15 protein-coding genes are annotated in these 16179 nt (G+C 65.2%); 3 read left to right on the plus strand and 12 right to left on the minus strand.

The window, feature by feature from the left end; all coding sequences use genetic code 11:
* Positions 1-14: 14 nt before the first annotated feature.
* The 5 genes from ACREP4_RS12090 to ACREP4_RS12110 all read right to left on the minus strand — a co-directional run bounded on the left by ACREP4_RS12090 (position 15) and on the right by ACREP4_RS12110 (position 4402).
* Positions 15-692, minus strand: a complete 678-nt coding sequence (locus ACREP4_RS12090; protein WP_431596426.1) for a DUF484 family protein — start codon at positions 690-692, stop codon at positions 15-17.
* Entirely contained in the window at positions 689-1501 is an 813-nt protein-coding gene (gene dapF / locus ACREP4_RS12095) for a diaminopimelate epimerase (RefSeq protein WP_431596478.1), read from the minus strand. Before dapF ends, ACREP4_RS12090 begins: the two co-directional genes overlap by 4 nt.
* 82 nt (positions 1502-1583) lie before the next feature.
* On the minus strand, positions 1584-1820 hold the full coding sequence (gene lptM, locus ACREP4_RS12100; protein WP_431596427.1) for an LPS translocon maturation chaperone LptM: 237 nt from the start codon (positions 1818-1820) through the stop codon (positions 1584-1586).
* A 50-nt stretch (positions 1821-1870) separates the two neighbouring features.
* Positions 1871-2278 carry a YbaN family protein gene (locus ACREP4_RS12105; protein WP_431596428.1) on the minus strand — a complete coding sequence of 136 codons (408 nt, stop codon included), beginning with the start codon at positions 2276-2278 and terminating at the stop codon, positions 1871-1873.
* 15 nt (positions 2279-2293) lie between these two features.
* On the minus strand, positions 2294-4402 hold the full coding sequence (locus ACREP4_RS12110; protein ID WP_431596429.1) for a S9 family peptidase: 2109 nt from the start codon (positions 4400-4402) through the stop codon (positions 2294-2296).
* 158 nt (positions 4403-4560) lie between these two features.
* Between ACREP4_RS12110 and ACREP4_RS12115 the strand changes: the two genes are divergently transcribed.
* Positions 4561-5757 (plus strand): pyridoxal phosphate-dependent aminotransferase, encoded by a 1197-nt coding sequence (locus ACREP4_RS12115; protein WP_431596430.1) that lies wholly within the window; start codon positions 4561-4563, stop codon positions 5755-5757.
* Between the two features lie 367 nt (positions 5758-6124).
* Here ACREP4_RS12115 and ACREP4_RS12120 read toward each other — a convergent pair whose 3' ends face one another.
* Positions 6125-8224: a prolyl oligopeptidase family serine peptidase gene (locus ACREP4_RS12120; RefSeq protein ID WP_431596431.1), complete on the minus strand. Its 2100-nt coding sequence runs from the start codon at positions 8222-8224 to the stop codon at positions 6125-6127.
* Between the two features lie 68 nt (positions 8225-8292).
* Positions 8293-8610 (minus strand): hypothetical protein, encoded by a 318-nt coding sequence (locus ACREP4_RS12125; RefSeq protein ID WP_431596432.1) that lies wholly within the window; start codon positions 8608-8610, stop codon positions 8293-8295.
* A 138-nt stretch (positions 8611-8748) separates the two neighbouring features.
* On the opposite strand from ACREP4_RS12125, the gene ACREP4_RS12130 reads away from it, so the two are divergent.
* On the plus strand, positions 8749-9348 hold the full coding sequence (locus ACREP4_RS12130; RefSeq protein WP_431596433.1) for a lipocalin family protein: 600 nt from the start codon (positions 8749-8751) through the stop codon (positions 9346-9348).
* A 69-nt stretch (positions 9349-9417) separates the two neighbouring features.
* Here the strand turns inward: ACREP4_RS12130 and ACREP4_RS12135 are convergent, their stop codons facing one another.
* Positions 9418-10383, minus strand: coding sequence for a helix-turn-helix transcriptional regulator (locus ACREP4_RS12135; protein ID WP_431596434.1), 966 nt, complete (start codon positions 10381-10383; stop codon positions 9418-9420).
* Positions 10384-10547: 164 nt separating this feature from the next.
* Between ACREP4_RS12135 and ACREP4_RS12140 the strand changes: the two genes are divergently transcribed.
* Positions 10548-11327 (plus strand): DUF481 domain-containing protein, encoded by a 780-nt coding sequence (locus ACREP4_RS12140; RefSeq protein WP_431596435.1) that lies wholly within the window; start codon positions 10548-10550, stop codon positions 11325-11327.
* Between the two features lie 191 nt (positions 11328-11518).
* Here ACREP4_RS12140 and hemC read toward each other — a convergent pair whose 3' ends face one another.
* From hemC to mdoH, 4 genes are all read right to left on the minus strand, one after another.
* Positions 11519-12436, minus strand: a complete 918-nt coding sequence (gene hemC, locus ACREP4_RS12145) for a hydroxymethylbilane synthase (protein WP_431596436.1) — start codon at positions 12434-12436, stop codon at positions 11519-11521.
* Between the two features lie 31 nt (positions 12437-12467).
* Entirely contained in the window at positions 12468-13238 is a 771-nt protein-coding gene (locus tag ACREP4_RS12150) for a LytR/AlgR family response regulator transcription factor (RefSeq protein WP_431596437.1), read from the minus strand.
* Between the two features lie 69 nt (positions 13239-13307).
* Positions 13308-13970 (minus strand): alpha/beta hydrolase, encoded by a 663-nt coding sequence (locus ACREP4_RS12155; protein ID WP_431596438.1) that lies wholly within the window; start codon positions 13968-13970, stop codon positions 13308-13310.
* Between the two features lie 209 nt (positions 13971-14179).
* Positions 14180-16117, minus strand: a complete 1938-nt coding sequence (gene mdoH, locus ACREP4_RS12160) for a glucans biosynthesis glucosyltransferase MdoH (RefSeq protein WP_431596439.1) — start codon at positions 16115-16117, stop codon at positions 14180-14182.
* Positions 16118-16179 lie beyond the last annotated feature (62 nt).

A 16179-nucleotide genomic window follows, 5' to 3' on the forward strand; every position in this document is an offset into this window, starting at 1 on the left:
GCCGCATCACCCGATCAAACGCTGCGAAAACGCTGCAGGCCAACCACCAGCGACTCGCCCATCATGCGCAGGAACAACGTGCCCATGCCCGGATAGAAACGGTTTGAATCGTGGCTACCCACCGCAATCAAGCCGACGCCCGGCAACGGCAACAGCGCGGTGGACGACACTTCGCCGACACGCTCGCCGTACAGCAGCTCGTTCTTTTCCGGCTGCAGGCGGCCGCAGATCGGCTCGCCGTCCTGCAGGCAATCGTGGAAGGCGGCCAGGCGCGAATCGTCCGGCGCAATGATCTGCAACCACGGCGCCTGTTCCAGCTCCGGCACCGGGTCGAAGGACACGATGCGCACCAGATCGCCGGCGAAATCCTCTTCCAGCGACGCCGCCATTGCCCGCAGCGTGTCGGCGGCGCTGGTCTGCCGCATCAGCGCCAGCGTCAGCTGATGCGTGCGCACGGCCAGGCGCTCATTGATCTGCGCGTTGCTGCCCAGGTCGGCCAAGCGCCGCGACAGTTCACGGTTCTTGTCGCGCAGCACTTCCAGCTGGTAGCTGGCCAGCGACGCGGTCGGGCCGTCGTCGCGCGGCACCACCAAGGTGAGCGCCAGATCGGGGAACTGCTTGAGGAAGCCCGGATGACGTCGCAGCCAGGCGGCTACTTCGTGGGCGCCGATTTTCTCTACGGTATCGTTCATCCCATCCACTCTCCGTCGAAAACGAATGCTGCGGGGCCGGACATCACGATGGCCGACTGATCGTCCGGCCACTGGATGCGCAGGTCGCCACCCGGCAATGAGATACGCGCGTCGCGTTGCAGGCGTCCACGCTGCATCAGCACCACGGCCGCAGCGCAGGCACCGCTGCCGCAGGCCAGGGTTTCGCCAACACCGCGCTCGAACACACGCAGTTTGATGTGGCGGTTATCGATCAGCTGTGCGAAGCCGACATTGGCCGACTCGGGGAACGAGGCGTGCTGCTGCAACAGCGACCCCACCCGCTCCACCGGCGCGGCATCGATCAAACCTACTTCCAGCACCGCGTGTGGGTTGCCCATCGACACGGCGCCGAAGCGCACGTTCTCGCCTTGCAGCGACAACGCATATTCCTCGCGTGCACGCGGGAAACCGACCAGCGGAATCTGTGCCGGCTCGAAATCCGGCTTGCCCATCGTCACCGCATAGTGATCGTCTGCCAGACGCTGCACGGCATGCGTGCGCAACGGGCTGTCGATCACGAACGCATCGCCCTGCACTGCACCGTCGCGCACCAGCCAAGCGGCCACGCAGCGCGCGCCGTTGCCGCATTGCTGCGAGCTGGAGCCGTCGGAATTCCAGATGCGGTACGAGGCTACGGAGCCCGCTTCGCGCGGTGCTTCGATGGTCAGGATCTGGTCGCAACCCACGCCGCGATGGCGGTCGGCGAGCTTGGCCGCCAATGCCGCGTCCGGAGGAAGCGTGCCGTCGCGCAGATCCAACACCACGAAATCATTGCCGGCGCCGTGCATCTTGGTGAATCTGAAGCCGGTCGCCTGCGAGCGGGAGCGGGAGCTGGAGGTTGAGGGCGCTTGCGGACGCGCTGCTGCCACTTCAGTCATTGTGCTTGGCGTCGCTATCGGCCGGCTTGGTTTCGGCATCGTCCTTGGTCTCGACCGGCGTTGCCGGGGTGCCCTCGTTGGGGGTTGCATCGTCCGGGACGACTTCCTGCTCCTCGATCGGCACCGGCTTCTGCGGCATGACCAGCGGCCCCTTGTTGCCGCAGGCGGAGAGGGCCAGCAGCGCGCAGGCCACCGGGATGAGCATCAGCAAACGGGACGTCGTGTTCATGGCCGAAGTATAGCCACTGGACCATGAAATCCGGTGGCGGCACGCGCCGTTCAGCTGCTTTTCGGTGGCAACGGCCGCATCCACAGCCACAGGCAGACGCACGCCATGATGCTGATCGAGGTCCACTTCACCCATGCCAACGGCACGCACCACAGGGTGATCAGGGCGCAGACCAGCATGGTGATGCTGGCCATCCACTTGCCCTTGCGGCTCACCGCGCCATGCGCCTGCCAGTCGAGGATCGACGGGCCGAAGCGCGGGTGCGTCACCAGCCAGTCATGCAGCCGCTTGGAGCCCCGCGAGGCAGCCCAGGCAGAAATCAGCACGAACACCGTGGTCGGCAGGCCCGGCACGAAGATGCCGACAATGCCGACGCCCAGGCTGACATAGGCCAGCAGCCACCACGCCCAGCGCATGCGCACCGGGCGGGGTTCTGGCGATTGCGGGGGCCCTGACATGCGTTCGCCGTGCGGTCAGTTCGCCACGCCCAGCTGCGACAGCACGAAAGCGAACGACTCGGCCTGTTCCTTGTAGCGCTGGAACCGGCCCGACTTGCCGCCGTGGCCGGCTTCCATGTTGGTGCGGAACACGATCGGCAGGTTGCCGGTGTTGACGTCACGCAGGCGCGCCACCCACTTGGCCGGCTCCCAGTACTGCACCTGCGAATCCCACAGGCCGGTGCCGACGAACAGCGACGGATAGGCCTGCGCCTTTACGTTGTCGTACGGCGAGTAGCTGAGCATGTAGTCGTAGTACGGCTTCTGCTCGGGGTTGCCCCACTCGTCGTACTCGTTGGTGGTCAGCGGGATGCTGGCGTCGAGCATGGTGGTGACCACGTCCACGAACGGCACCTGCGCCACCATCACGCGGTAGTCCTGCGGCGCCTGGTTGGCGACCGCGCCCATCAGCAGGCCACCGGCACTGCCACCGGACGCGGCGACACGATCCTTGGCGGCATAGCCCTGTGCGACCAGCGCGCGGGTGACATCGACGAAATCGTTGAAGGTGTTCTGCTTGTTCAGCAGCTTGCCGTCTTCGTACCAGTTGCGGCCCATCTCCTCACCGCCACGAATGTGGGCGATGGCGTAGACCATGCCGCGGTCCAGCAGGCTCACCACGCTCTGGTTGAAGCCCGGGTCCATCGACATGCCGTAGCTGCCGTAGGCGTACTGGTACAGCGCGGCGCTGCCGTCCTTCTTGAAGCCCTTCTTGTAGACCAGCGACACCGGAACCTTGGCGCCATCGCGCGCGGTCACCCAGACGCGTTCGGTCTGGTACAGCGACGGGTCATAGCCGATCACCGGCTGCTGCTTGAGCTGGCGGCGCTCGCCGGTCTTGACGTTGAGTTCGTAGGTGGTGGCCGGCGTGGTCAGCGAGGTGTAGCTGTAACGCAGCCATTCGGTATCCGGCTCGGCGTTGACCGACAGGCCCATCGAGTAAGCCGGCTCATCGGCCTTGACGAACTCGCTGTGGCCGTCGGCGAACAACAGGCGCACGCGCTCCAGCGCGTCGGCACGCTCGGCGATGGCGGTGTAGCCGTTGAACAGCTCGAAGCCTTCGATCAGCACCTGCGGGTCGTGCGCGACCCAGTCCTTCCACTGGGTGCGGCTGGTGGCATTTTCCGGTGCGGCGACCAGTTTGAAATTCTTCGCGCCGCCGGCATTGGTGCGGATCACCCAGCGGCCGTCGAAATGGTCGGCGTCATATTCCACGTCGCGCTCGCGCGGCGCCAGCACGGTGAAGGTGCCGGGGTTGGCGGCCGAGGTGTAACGCAGCTCGGAGGAAACGGTGCTGTCCACGCCGATGGTGATGAAGCGGTCATCGCGGGTGCGGCCGATGCCCATGTAGAAGCTGTCGTCCTCTTCCTCGTAGACCAGCGTGTCGGCGCTGACCGGCGTGCCCAGCACATGCTTTTTCACGCGCACGGTGAGCAGGGTTTCCGGGTCGTTCTCGACGTAGAACACGGTGCGGTTGTCGTCGGCCCAGACCACGTTGGCCGAGACGCCGGTGATCACGTCCGGCAGCGGCTTGCCGGTTTCCAGGTCCTTGAAGCGGATGGTGTATTGGCGGCGGCCGACATCGTCCTCGGCCCAGGCCAACAGGCGGTTGTCCTGGCTCACTTCCATGTCGCTGACCGCAAAGTAGCCCTTGCCTTCAGCCATGACGTTCAGATCCAGCAGCACTTCTTCGGCTGCCTGCATGTCGCCCTTGCGGCGCGCGTGGATCGGGTAGTCCTTGCCGGTTTCGTAGCGGGTGTAATACCAGTAGTCGCGCTCGCGGTACGGCACGCTGGCATCGTCCTGCTTGATGCGGCCGACGATCTCACTGTAGAGCTTTTCCTGCAGCGGCTTGAGCGGCGCCATCAGCGCGTCGGTATAGGCGTTCTCGGCCTTGAGATAGGCCAGCATGTCCGGGTTCTCGCGCTTGTCGTCGCGCAGCCAGTAGTACTCGTCCTGACGCTCGGCACCAAACGGCGCCTTGACCGTATGCGTGCGTTTGGCGACATCAGGCGGGGTGGGCGTTGCGGCGACGGCGGTGTTCATCATCAGGCTGGCTACCAACAGGCAAAGGGCAGGTTTCACGGAGAGGGCTCCCATCGGCAGGAGCGACGCCCCCGCGCAAGGCCACAGTGTGCCATGCGCAGCCGGCGCCTTTCGAGGCAGGGACGGCTTCAACACGCCGGTCATCATGCGCCGTTGGTCGCAATGCCACGGCAACCGCCTCGTCCTATGATGCGGCGATGAACACGCCCGCCCCCACGCCGTCCGGCTACAGCCGCCGCAGCCACGAGATCGCCCCTTTCCACGTCATGTCCCTGCTCGCCCGCGCCAATGCGTTGGAGCAGGCCGGTCACGATGTGATTCATCTGGAAATCGGCGAACCGGATTTCACCACCGCCGCACCCATCGTGCGTGCCGGCCAGGCCGCGCTCGGCGCCGGCCACACCCGCTACACCGCCGCACGCGGCCTGCCGGCGTTGCGCGAGGCCATTGCCGGCTTCTATCGCGACCGCTACCGGTTGGAGATCGACCCCGAGCGCATCCTCGTCACCCCCGGCGGCTCCGGCGCGTTGCTGCTGGCCTCCAGCCTGTTGGTGGACCCGGGCAAACATTGGTTGCTGGCCGATCCCGGTTATCCGTGCAATCGGCATTTCCTGCGTTTGGTTGAAGGCGGGGCACAGTTGGTGCCGGTCGGCCCGGACAATAGTTACCAGCTCACGCCGGCGTTGATCGAACAACACTGGAACAACGACAGTGTCGGCGCGCTGGTTGCCTCGCCAGCCAACCCGACCGGCACCACACTCGATGCCGGCCAGCTGGCCGCGTTGTCGGCGTCGCTGAAGGCGCGTGGCGCGCACCTGGTGGTGGACGAGATCTATCACGGCCTGACCTACGGTTTTGACGCCCCCAGCGTGCTGGAAGTGGACGATGAAGCCTTCGTTCTGAACAGTTTTTCCAAATATTTCGGCATGACCGGCTGGCGCCTTGGCTGGCTGGTGGCCCCACCGCGCGCCGTGCCGGAGCTGGAGAAGCTGGCGCAGAACCTGTACATCAGCGCGCCGTCGATGGCACAGCATGCCGCGCTGGCGTGCTTCGAGCCGGAGACCATCGCCATCTTCGAGCAACGCCGCGAGCAGTTCCGCCAGCGCCGCGACTACTTGCTGCCTGCCCTGCGCGAACTCGGCTTCCGCATTGATGTGGAGCCGCAGGGCGCGTTCTATCTGTACTGCGATGTGAGTGCGTTCACCGAGGACGCACAGGCGTTCTGCGCGCACTTTTTGGAAACCGAGCATGTGGCGTTTACGCCGGGCCTGGATTTCGGCAATTACCGCGCCAACCAGCATGTGCGGATTGCCTATACGCAGAATGTCGCGAGGCTGCAGGAAGCGGTGATGCGGATCGGGCGGGGGTTGGGAAGCTGGCAGCAGAAGAGGTAGCCGCTGGGCTGTTCCCTTCTCCCGCCTGCGGGGCGACAACGCGGCAGGATTGCCGAGTTGCACGGCGAAGCCGCCCGAAGGGTGAGGCACAGGGACGTGCCGAATGCAGGTGCCCGAAGGGCGGATGGGGGGAGCTTTTGGCTTTTGGCTTTTGGCTTTTGGCTTTTGGCTTTGAGCTTCTGACTTCGAGAACATCTGCCTCAGTTCACCATCAATACTTCGTTCTGCCCTCACCCCAACCCCTCTCCCGCGCGCGGGAGAGGGGCTTCAGCAAAAACAAAAACAAACGCCACCTTTCGGTGGCGTTTGTTTTGCATCACTTCAAAGCAATCGCCGCTTCAAAGCAGACATCACTTCAAACCAAGCATCACTTCTTGCTCAGCTGTTCCCACAGGAAGCTGTACGCCAGTGCCGACATATGCGCGGCCTGCGCGTTGTTGGCTGCGCCGCCGTGACCACCTTCGATGTTCTCGTAGTAGGTCACGTCCTTGCCGGCGTCGATCATCTTGGCCGCCATCTTGCGGGCGTGGCCCGGGTGGACGCGGTCATCGCGGGTCGAGGTGGTGAACAGCACCGGCGGGTAGCTCTTGGCCGGATCGAACAGGTGATACGGCGAGAAGGTCTTGATGAAGTCCCAATCCGCCGTGTCCGGGTCACCGTATTCGGCCATCCACGACGCGCCAGCCAGCAGGTGGCTGTAACGCTTCATGTCCAGCAGCGGAACCTGCACCACCACCGCACCAAACAGCTCCGGGTACTGGGTCAGCATGTTGCCGGTGAGCAGGCCACCGTTGCTGCCGCCCTGCACGCCCAGGTGCTTGGCCGAGGTGATGTTGCGGCTGACCAGATCCTGCGCCACCGCAGCCATGTCCTCATACGCCTTGTGGCGGTTCTGCTTCAACGCCGCCTGGTGCCAGCGCGGGCCGTACTCGCCGCCGCCGCGGATGTTGGCGACCACGTACACGCCACCCTTGTCCAACCACGCACGGCCCATGCCGCCGGAGTAGTTCGGGGTCAGCGAGATTTCAAAACCACCGTAGCCGTACAGCAGGGTCGGGTTGGAACCGTCCCGCTTCATCGCCTTGTCGTGCACCACGAAGTACGGCACGCGGGTGCCGTCCTTGCTGTTGGCGAAGTGCTGCTCGATCACCTTGCCGCTGGCGTCGAAGAACGCCGGCATGGTCTTGAGCACTTCCGGCTGCTGGCCGATTTCCGCCAGTGCCAGTGTGGTCGGGGTCAGGTAGTCGGTGACGGTCATCCACACCGCATCGCTTTCGTCCGCGTCCACCGCACCAACACCGATGGTGCCGAAGGTCGGGGCGCCGGTGAACTCGCTGGCAACCCAGCCGTCCTTGCCGTGGGTCATCACCTGCAGGCGATTCTTGACGTCGTCCAGCACGTTCAACACCACGTGCGACTTGGTCCAGGACATGCCGGCCAGCGAGGTGGTGTCGGTCGGCGCGAACAGCACGTCGAAGTCGCGCTTGCCGGCCATGAAGTCATCGAACTTGGTCACCAGCAGCGAACCGGCCGCGTAGGTCTTGCCGCCCACGGTCCACGGCTCGCGCAGTTCCAGGGTGAACCATTCGCGGCGCACGCCCTTCTCCGCCGAGTTCGGCGCATCCACCTTGGTCAGCTTGCCGTCGGCACCGAGCACGAACAGCTCGTTGTTGTAGAAGGCGATGGTGCGGCTGACGAAATTGCGTTCAAAACCGGGCGTGTCGTCGTGCATCGCCGCGATGTACATGTCTTCCGGCTTGCCTTCGTATACGGTCGTGGCCGCAGACATCGGCGTACCGCGACGCCACTGCTTGACCACGCGCGGGTAGCCGGAGGTGGTCATCGAGCCATCGCCGAAATCGGTGTAGACGAACACGTTGTTCTGGTCGATCCAACCCAGCCCGCCCTTGGCCTCGGCGCGGAAGAAACCGTCCTTGATCCACTGCTTGTTGGACAGGTCGAACTCGCGGGTGACGTCGGCATCGGCGCCGCCGCGCGACAGCGCGATCAGGCAGCGGGTGTATTCCGGGCGCAGGCAGTTGGCGCCGTGCCACACCCAGTTCTCACCCTCGGCCTTGTTCAGCGCGTCCAGGTCCAGCACGGTTTCCCACAGTGGCTCGGCCTTGCGGTATTCCACCAGCGTGGTGCGGCGCCAGATGCCGCGCTCGTGCTGCTTGTCCTTCCAGAAGTTGTAGTAGTAGTCGCCAATCTTCTCGACGCCCGGAATCTTGGCGTCCGAATCCAGCACCTCGCGGATGCCGGCCTCCATCTGCTTGAACTGCGGGCTCTGCGCCAGCCGCCCTTCAGATTTTGCGTTCTGCTCCTTCACCCAGTTCAGCGGCTTGTCACCGGTGACATCCTCCAGCCAGGCGTAGTGATCCTGGGGGGCGTCAGCGGCCATGGCAGCACCGGCCAGGCCAGAGGAAAGCAACCCTGCAACGAGGCAGGCGGAGGTGATTCGGGACATATTGGCTCCACGCGGTCATAAGCGCCGAACGCTAGCACAGGCAACCCGCAGCCCTCCCGTGTCGAAGGTCAGGCTGCCTGCGAACCGCGCCAGCGCACTGCCCGACGGGTACGACGGGCCTGCGGACCACGGCGGCGCTGCACCGCTTTGCGGTTGCGCCAAGCCGCCGGCAGGCGGAACCGGTACAGCGCCCACCAGGACGCCAACGGCATGCCCACCAGCCACAGCGGCAGCCAGCCGATCCACACGCTGTGCCCGCGCGCAGCCGGCCACACCAGCACCAAGGCCATGCCTGCCAGCGCAACTTGCCTGACGCAACGCAACACCCGTGGATCGGGGCTCGGGTCCTGCTTACGGCGGTATGACGGTGCGGACGGCTTGGGCATGACGTTCTCCGGCAACATGGCTGTGGTGGAGTGCATCCTCAACGTCCCTCATCTCACAGACTGCGACCTGCCATTGACGCGCCTATCGCTGCCCGTCGAACATGCTGCCGTCACCCACCAATGGCGCTCCAATTCGTAATGCGACCAATTCCAGCGTTTCTGTCTGCCCTGCTGTTGAGCCTGACCCTGCCGCTGGCACCTGCACACGCGCAGGACGCCCCCGCCGCGACACCCATCGTGGAAGGTGACTCCGAAGGCCCGGTGGACCTGCAGCGCTTCATGGGCCGCTGGTATGTGATCGGCCGGGTGCCCAACTTCGTCGAGCGCGGGCATGTGGCCAGCGTCAACACCTATACGTTGCGCGAAGACGACAAGGTCGCCATCAACTACGAATTCCGCGAAGGCTTCAGTGAGCCCGCCGAGGAACTCAGCATCCGCGCCAAGGTGGACGAAGACAGTGGCAACCGCCGCTGGCGCACTTGGTTCTACCGCGTGGTGCCCACGCATTCGCGCATCCTGGAAGTGGCGCCGGATTACTCCTGGGCGCTGATCGGCTACCCGGGCCGCGAGATGGCCTGGATCTTTGCCCGCGAGCCGGACATGGACAACACGCTGTACCGCCACTTGGCCCTGCGCCTGCGTGACAAGTACGACGTCAACACCGACAAGCTCAAGCGCGTGCCGCAGCACCCGGAGCAGGTCGGCCGCCTGGGTTTTGAAGTACCCAACAAGAAGTGATGCAGCGGGCGTGAGTGCAGCGCGGGTTCCCAGGCGCTTCACTCACTTCCGCAGGCCCTGCCCTGCCGCTTAGTCGTAATTGCTCAAGGCCAGCGACAACAGCGCCTTGGCTTGCTCGCGCAGGGATTGCGGTTCAACGATTTCCGCATCCGAGCCGTAATGCAGCACGTCCATCAGCAGTTCGCGCGAAACGCTGTACGGCAGTTTCAGTTCGTAGCGACCATCCGGCAGGAACCGGCCCTGCTGCTTGGAATGCCAATGCTCGTCGGCTACCCAGCGCGCGGCCTTGGCGCTGAACACGATGGTGGCCCAGCCTTTCGGCGCGCCGGAGAAGATGCCGTAGCTGGCGGCCAGCTGTTCATTCAACTCTTCGTCGGGCACGTCGCGGGCCGGCTGATCGAGCAGGCGCGCCTGATGAATGCGGTCCACGGCGAAACTGCGCACCGCATCGCGGGTGTGATCCCAGGCGTCCAGGTACCAGTTGTCGCGGTAATGGGTGATGCGCTGCGGGGACACCGTGCGGCGGGTGGCCTCGTCGGTGGAACGCGCGCGGTATTCAAAGGACAGCTGCTTGCGCTCCAGCACGCCGGAGGCAACGGTGCGGAAGCTGGCCTCGTCGAGCTTGCGGCCACGGTGCGGAATCACCCGTACCCGCTCTACCGGCCAGGAGGTCGCACCGGCCTGGGCGGCCAGCAGGCTTTCAATGCGTTGCTGCAACGGCGCGAGCACCGAGGACAGCACCCCGCCACCGGTTCGTGCCAGCAGGTGCTGGGACGCCAGCAGGGCGTGCAGTTCTTCCGAACTCAGCCACAGCCCCGGCAGCTCGAAACGGTCGCTTTCGCCACTCAGATAGCGGAAACCGGCCTCGCCATCGCCTTCCACCGGCGCCATCAGCGCATCGCGCAGAAAGGCCAGGTCGCGGTAGACCGTTGCCCGGGAACATCCCAGTTCTTCCTGCAGGCGAGCCACCGTCACCGGATAACGGGCGGATTTAAGCAGGCGATGCAGCGCGTTTATGCGTTCGTAACGATCCATGGGGCCGATTATGTCCGACTCCGGGCCGCAATGCTGCGGGCCGGCAACAGGCCCGGCTGCCAAACGTTGTCTGAAGCCACAGCGCCCCCTGAATCAAGCCACCGCAAGCCTTCCGGTATCATGAAAACGCTTTCTTACCCCGTTTCGCTTCCGGAGATTGACTGATGTCACTGCGTGTTTCGCTGTTCCTGCCGCTGCTGTTGTGCGCCCCGATGGCCGCCTGGGCAGACGATGCCTCCGACCTGGCTGCCATGACTTCGCCCTGGAGCGGCAGTGGCGGCGAGCTTGGTTTTGCCTCCGCGCACGGCAACAGCACCACCGAAAGCTTCAACGGCCGCCTCAAGCTGCGCTACACCGACGACGATTGGGTGCACAGCATGGATCTGTTCGGCCTGCGCTCCAGCGCCCAGTACACCCAGACCAACGACGACGGCACCACCAACCGCACCCGCCAGACCACCGCCAACCGCTATACCGCCGGTGCCGGCAGCGCATTGCAGTTGGGCGAGCACCGCCAGCTGACCGCCACGGTGCGTCACGAACGCGATGATTTCGCCACCTACGACCGCCAGAGCAGCTTCGGTCTGGGTTACGGCACGCGCCTGATCGACGGCGAGCGGCTGATCCTGGACACCCAGATCGGCCCCGGTGTGCGCCGTTCTCACAACGCCGACACCGACGAAGACCGCACCGGCCTGATCGGCCGTGGCTTGTTCGACCTGAAGTTTGCGATCACCGAGAACACCGAGCTGGTCAACAGCCTGCTGGTCGAATCCGGCTCGTACAACACCTTCGCGCAGAACGATTTTGGCGTGTCGGTGAGCATGAACCAGCACTTCGCCCTGAAGGCCGGCTGGCAGGCCCGCCACAACAGCGACGTGGCCGAAGACAAGCGCAAGACCGACACCCTGACCACGATGAACGTGGTTTACAGTTTCAAGTGAGTTAGAAGCGGGGAATTGGGGTTCGGGAACGGGGAATGGCGGTGTGCTGCGGCGCGGGCCATTCCCCTTTTCATTGCGTAGGCGGGAAAAACCCCAGCGACCTTTGTCGCGAATAGAGCGAAGCCATGCGCTGCTGACGGGTTATCGGGAACGCTTCTGCCGAGCATGGCTTGGCACTACGCCACTACGTTTCAGACTGGATTGCCCAGCAACTCACCAGCGCCGGCATCCAGCAGTTGCCGGGCAACGTTGCGACCCAATGCTTCCGGGTCAGTCGCCGGGCCGTGCGCTTCAGCGCGCACGATGCGGCCATCGGCCACGCCGCCAACCAAACCCTGCAACCACAAGTCCTGGCCCTGCCATTGCGCCAAGCCCGCCACCGGTACGTGGCAGCTGCCGTCCAGCGCGCGGTTCATTGCCCGCTCGGCTTCAACGCAGGTGCGGGTGGGCGCGTCGTCCAAGGCAGACACCAGCGCGATCACGTTCGCATCGTCCTGACGGCATTCGATGGCGACGGCCGCCTGTGCCGGTGCCGGCAGCCAGTGCGGCGCACGCAGACGGTCGCGGATGCGCGCGCCCAGTTCCAGCCGCTCCAACCCGGCGCAGGCCAGGATGATGGCGTCGTAATCACCGGCGTCGAGCTTGGCCAGGCGCGTGTTGACGTTGCCGCGCAGGTCGCGGGACTGAATATCCGGGCGCAGGGCGCGCAGTTGCGCCTGCCGGCGCAGCGAGGACGTGCCGACCACTGCGCCCTGCGGCAAGGCGTCGAGCGAGGCGTAATGGTTGGACACAAAGGCATCGGCGGAATCGGCACGGGCCAGAATGGCCGGCAGCGCGAACGGCGCCTCCAGCTCCATCGGCACGTCCTTGAGCGAATGCACCGCGCAATCGGCTTCGCCGCGCATCATCGCCAGCTCCAGTTCCTTCAGGAACAAGCCCTTGCCGCCGATGGCGGCCAGCGAGCGGTCCAGTATTTCGTCGCCGCGCGTGCTCATCGGCACCAGCTCCACAGTCAGCCCGGGATGGGCCTGACGCAGGCGGTCAGCGACGTGTTCGCTCTGCCACAAGGCAAGCGGGCTCTTTCGGGTAGCGATACGCAGGATGGTCATGCGCGCATTATCGCCGTTGCCGGCGCGGCGGTCACAGCCGGATCAGTTCGGTCTTCAGGTTGGCGACGCAGCGGCGGCTGACTTCCAGCAGAACTGGCATGTCGCGCAGCACCGCTTGCACCTGCCCGGCTGGCGTGCGCCGCACTTCCTGCAGCTGGTCGCGGGCGACCAGGCAGTTGCGGTGGATGCGGATGAAACGCTCGCCAAACTCGTCTTCCAACGAACGCAGCGATTCTTCGATCAGATCCTGGCCGCGCTTGTGGTGGACCACCACATATTTTTCCTCGGCCTGCAGATAGACGATGTCTTCCACCGGCACCAACCGCAGGCTGCCGCGCAGGCGTGCGCACAGCACCCGACGCGCTTGCGTCGCTGGCGTAGCCGGTGCGGCAGCGGTGGCGCGCCCGGCGATGACGGTGCGCGCGCGCGCCAATGCCGCTGCCAGACGTTCGGCGCGGATCGGTTTCATCAGGTAATCCACCGCTGCCGCTTCAAACGCGGACAACGCGTGGGCGTCGTATGCGGTGCAGAACACCACCGCCGGACGGGGCTCGAAGTGGGCCAGGTGGCGGGCTACTTCCAACCCGTCGACGCCGGGCATGGCGATGTCCAGCAGCACCAGATCTGGCTGGCTCTGCGCGCAGGCGTGCAGCGCATCGCTGCCATTGGCCGCCTCGGCGACCACGGTGATGTCGGCATGCTCGGCCAGCAGGGAACGCAGGCGCTCGCGTGCCAAAGGCTCGTCGTCGGCAATGACTACCTTCACGCGGTCCTCCCCGTCACGCAGTGTTGGTGCGGCCATGGTAGCCGCACCGGTGCGAAGCCTGCGTGGGGCGGTTGCGAAATTGCGCAGTCCCTCACACCCCGGCCTTCACGCCTCGAACCGGGCCTGGAGCCAGTCGCCCAGCGCGTGGATTTCTTCACCGCAGACCTGGTGCGCCATCGGGTAGCGGTGCCATTCCACGCCAAAGCCCAGTTGCTTGAGCACCTGCAGGCTGTGTTCGGCGACCTGTACCGGGATCACCGGGTCGCCCGTGCCGTGGGCCATGAACACCGGCTGGGTGTTGGCGCCGTCCACCAGCTGTGCGGCGGCGGCGTCGACTTCAGGCAGATAGGTGGACAGGGCGACCAGCCCGGCCAGTTTTTCGCGACGCTGGAGGCCGGTGGCCAAGGTGATGGCGCCGCCCTGCGAGAAACCGATCAGCACGATGCGGTTCAACGGAATGCCGCGCTCCTGCTCGCGTGCAATCAGCGCTTCCACCTGCGCGACCGATTCGGCAACGCCGGTGGCATCCGCGCGGCTACGGAAATCCATGCTGACGATGTCGTACCACGCACGCATCGGCATGCCGTTGTTGATGCTCACCGGGCGCTTGGGCGCATGCGGAAACACGAAACGAATCGCAGGCCAGTGCGGGCGCACCAGTTCCGGCACGATGGGCGCGAAATCATGGCCGTCGGCACCAAGCCCATGCAGCCAGATGATCGACCACTGCGGCGACGCGCCGGTTTCCTGTTCCACCGTTTCCAGCATTTCAATCACTCCCGAAGACAGGCGGGGATTATGACGGTGGGAAGCGAAGAACGGGAAAAACACGGTAGGAGCGGCTTCAGCCGCGAGGCCGACGACGACCGCTGCATCAACGCGATATGGGCAATTGCGGAACCTTGTTGCGAAGAACCCGGATGCGTTGCGACATCCGGGTTCTTTGGCTTCGCGGCTGAAGCCGCTCCTATCGGAGATCAGTCCTGCGGCGGCTCACGCATTGCGGCGGCGCGCAGCTCGGCAGCGCGTACCAGCACACGCGGCGGGTGGCTTTCTTCCGGGATTGCCAGCAACTGATGGCGGCGCAGCCAGTCACCGGCGCGACGCGACGAGGTCCACGCCACCACCGGCACGGCCAGTGCCATGCCGATCACCACCGGTGCCATCCACGCAGCCAGCGGCGGCGAGACGGCGTAGGCCATCGCGCCCATCACCAGGCCGAACACACTCAAGCCACCGTAGCTGCGCAGCAATGCACCCAGCGGCACGCTGCCATCGTCGCGCTGCTGTGCATCCCAGCCCGAATCCTTGCCGGCCAGCACTTCAGACACACCGCGCGACTGCACGTACATCACCACCGGCGCCATCAGCGCGGCCAATACGGTTTCCAGCAGCACCGACACCAGTGCGCGCAATGCGCCGCCACAGCCGATGCGCTCGCTGCGTGCAGTGAGCATGGCCACGTAACCCATCACCTTGGGGGCCAGCAGCACCGCCATGGTCACGGCGAATACCCAGACCACACCCTGCTGATCAAGGCCGCGCCAGTAATGCGCGGGCGACATTTTCAGGTGCAGTTCTTCGACCAGATCGATGCCGCCGTGGATCAGCGGAATGGCGATGCCGATCAGCATCAACATCGCCCACATCGGCGCGGTGAAGTAGTGACCGATGCCGATCATCATGTGCACGCGGCTGATCCAATGCAGGCCCGGCGTCGCCACCACTTTGGAATGCTGCAGGTTGCCCTGGCACCAACGGCGGTCGCGGATGAGCATGTCGGTCAGCGTCGGCGGGCCTTCTTCATAGCTGCCCTGCAGATACGGCACCATGTGCGCTGCCCAGCCGCCACGGCGCATCAACGCCGCTTCGACAAAGTCATGGCTCAGCACGTGACCGCCAAACGGCTTGCGGCCCGGCAGTTCCGGCAAGCCGGCCTGCTCGGCAAACGCATGGGTGCGGATCACCGCGTTGTGGCCCCAGTAATTGCTCTCGGCACCGTGCCACCACGCAACACCGTAGGCCATCACCGGCCCATACACGCGACCGCCGAACTGCTGCATGCGGGCAAACGCGGTGCGACCGTTGACCACGGCCGGCAGCGACTGGATCAGGCCGACGCTCGGGTGTTTTTCCATCGCCGAGGTCAGGCGCACGATCACGTCGCCGGTCATCAGGCTGTCGGCGTCCAGAATCAGCATCTGCGGGTACGCGCCACCAAAGCGACGCACCCAATCGGCGATGTTGCCGGCCTTGCGACCGACGTTGCTGGCGCGGCGACGGTAGAACAGCCGCTCGGCGCCGCCGGTTTCTTCGACCAGACGCAGGAATACCTGCTCCTCGGCACGACCGATATCGTCGCGGGTGGTGTCGCTGAGTACGAAGAAATCGAAGCGATCCAGCTGGCCGGTGGCCGCGACCGATTCGTAGATGGCCTGCAAGCCGGCCATCATCCGGCGCGGGTCTTCGTTGTAGGTGGGCATCAACAGCGCGGTGCGCGTTTCCAGCACCGGCAGCGGCGTATCCGGATAGATACCCAGCTTGCGGCGGCCGCGCAGCAGCGCCTGCAAACCGGCCAGGCTGCCGACGAACGACAGCGCAATCCAGGCGAACAATGCGACGAACAGCACCAGCAGGCAGCCTTCGAGCACGTTGATGCCGCCATTGGCCAGCACGCGCGCCATCATCGCCGTAGCAGCGGCGGTCATCACCGCGGTGGTGCCGAACACGTAAAGCCGGCGCAGGCCAATGTTGGGCGGCGCGGTTTCTTGTCGGCTTACGTTGAGCTTGCCTTCACGCAGCGACTGCTCGGGCATCTCCAGCGGATGCTCGGCGGGCAGCACGGCCATGCCCGCATCCAGGCCCATCGCGACAGGCGCGTGGCTCGGGGCGGACGTAATTGTGGAGCCGCTCATCGATCACTCCGGTGTTGCACCACCGACAGACCATTGCCTTGTGCGGAAAGGCGCGTTGCACC

Source organism: Stenotrophomonas sp., assembly GCF_050737575.1.
Taxonomy (GTDB): Bacteria; Pseudomonadota; Gammaproteobacteria; order Xanthomonadales; family Xanthomonadaceae; genus Stenotrophomonas.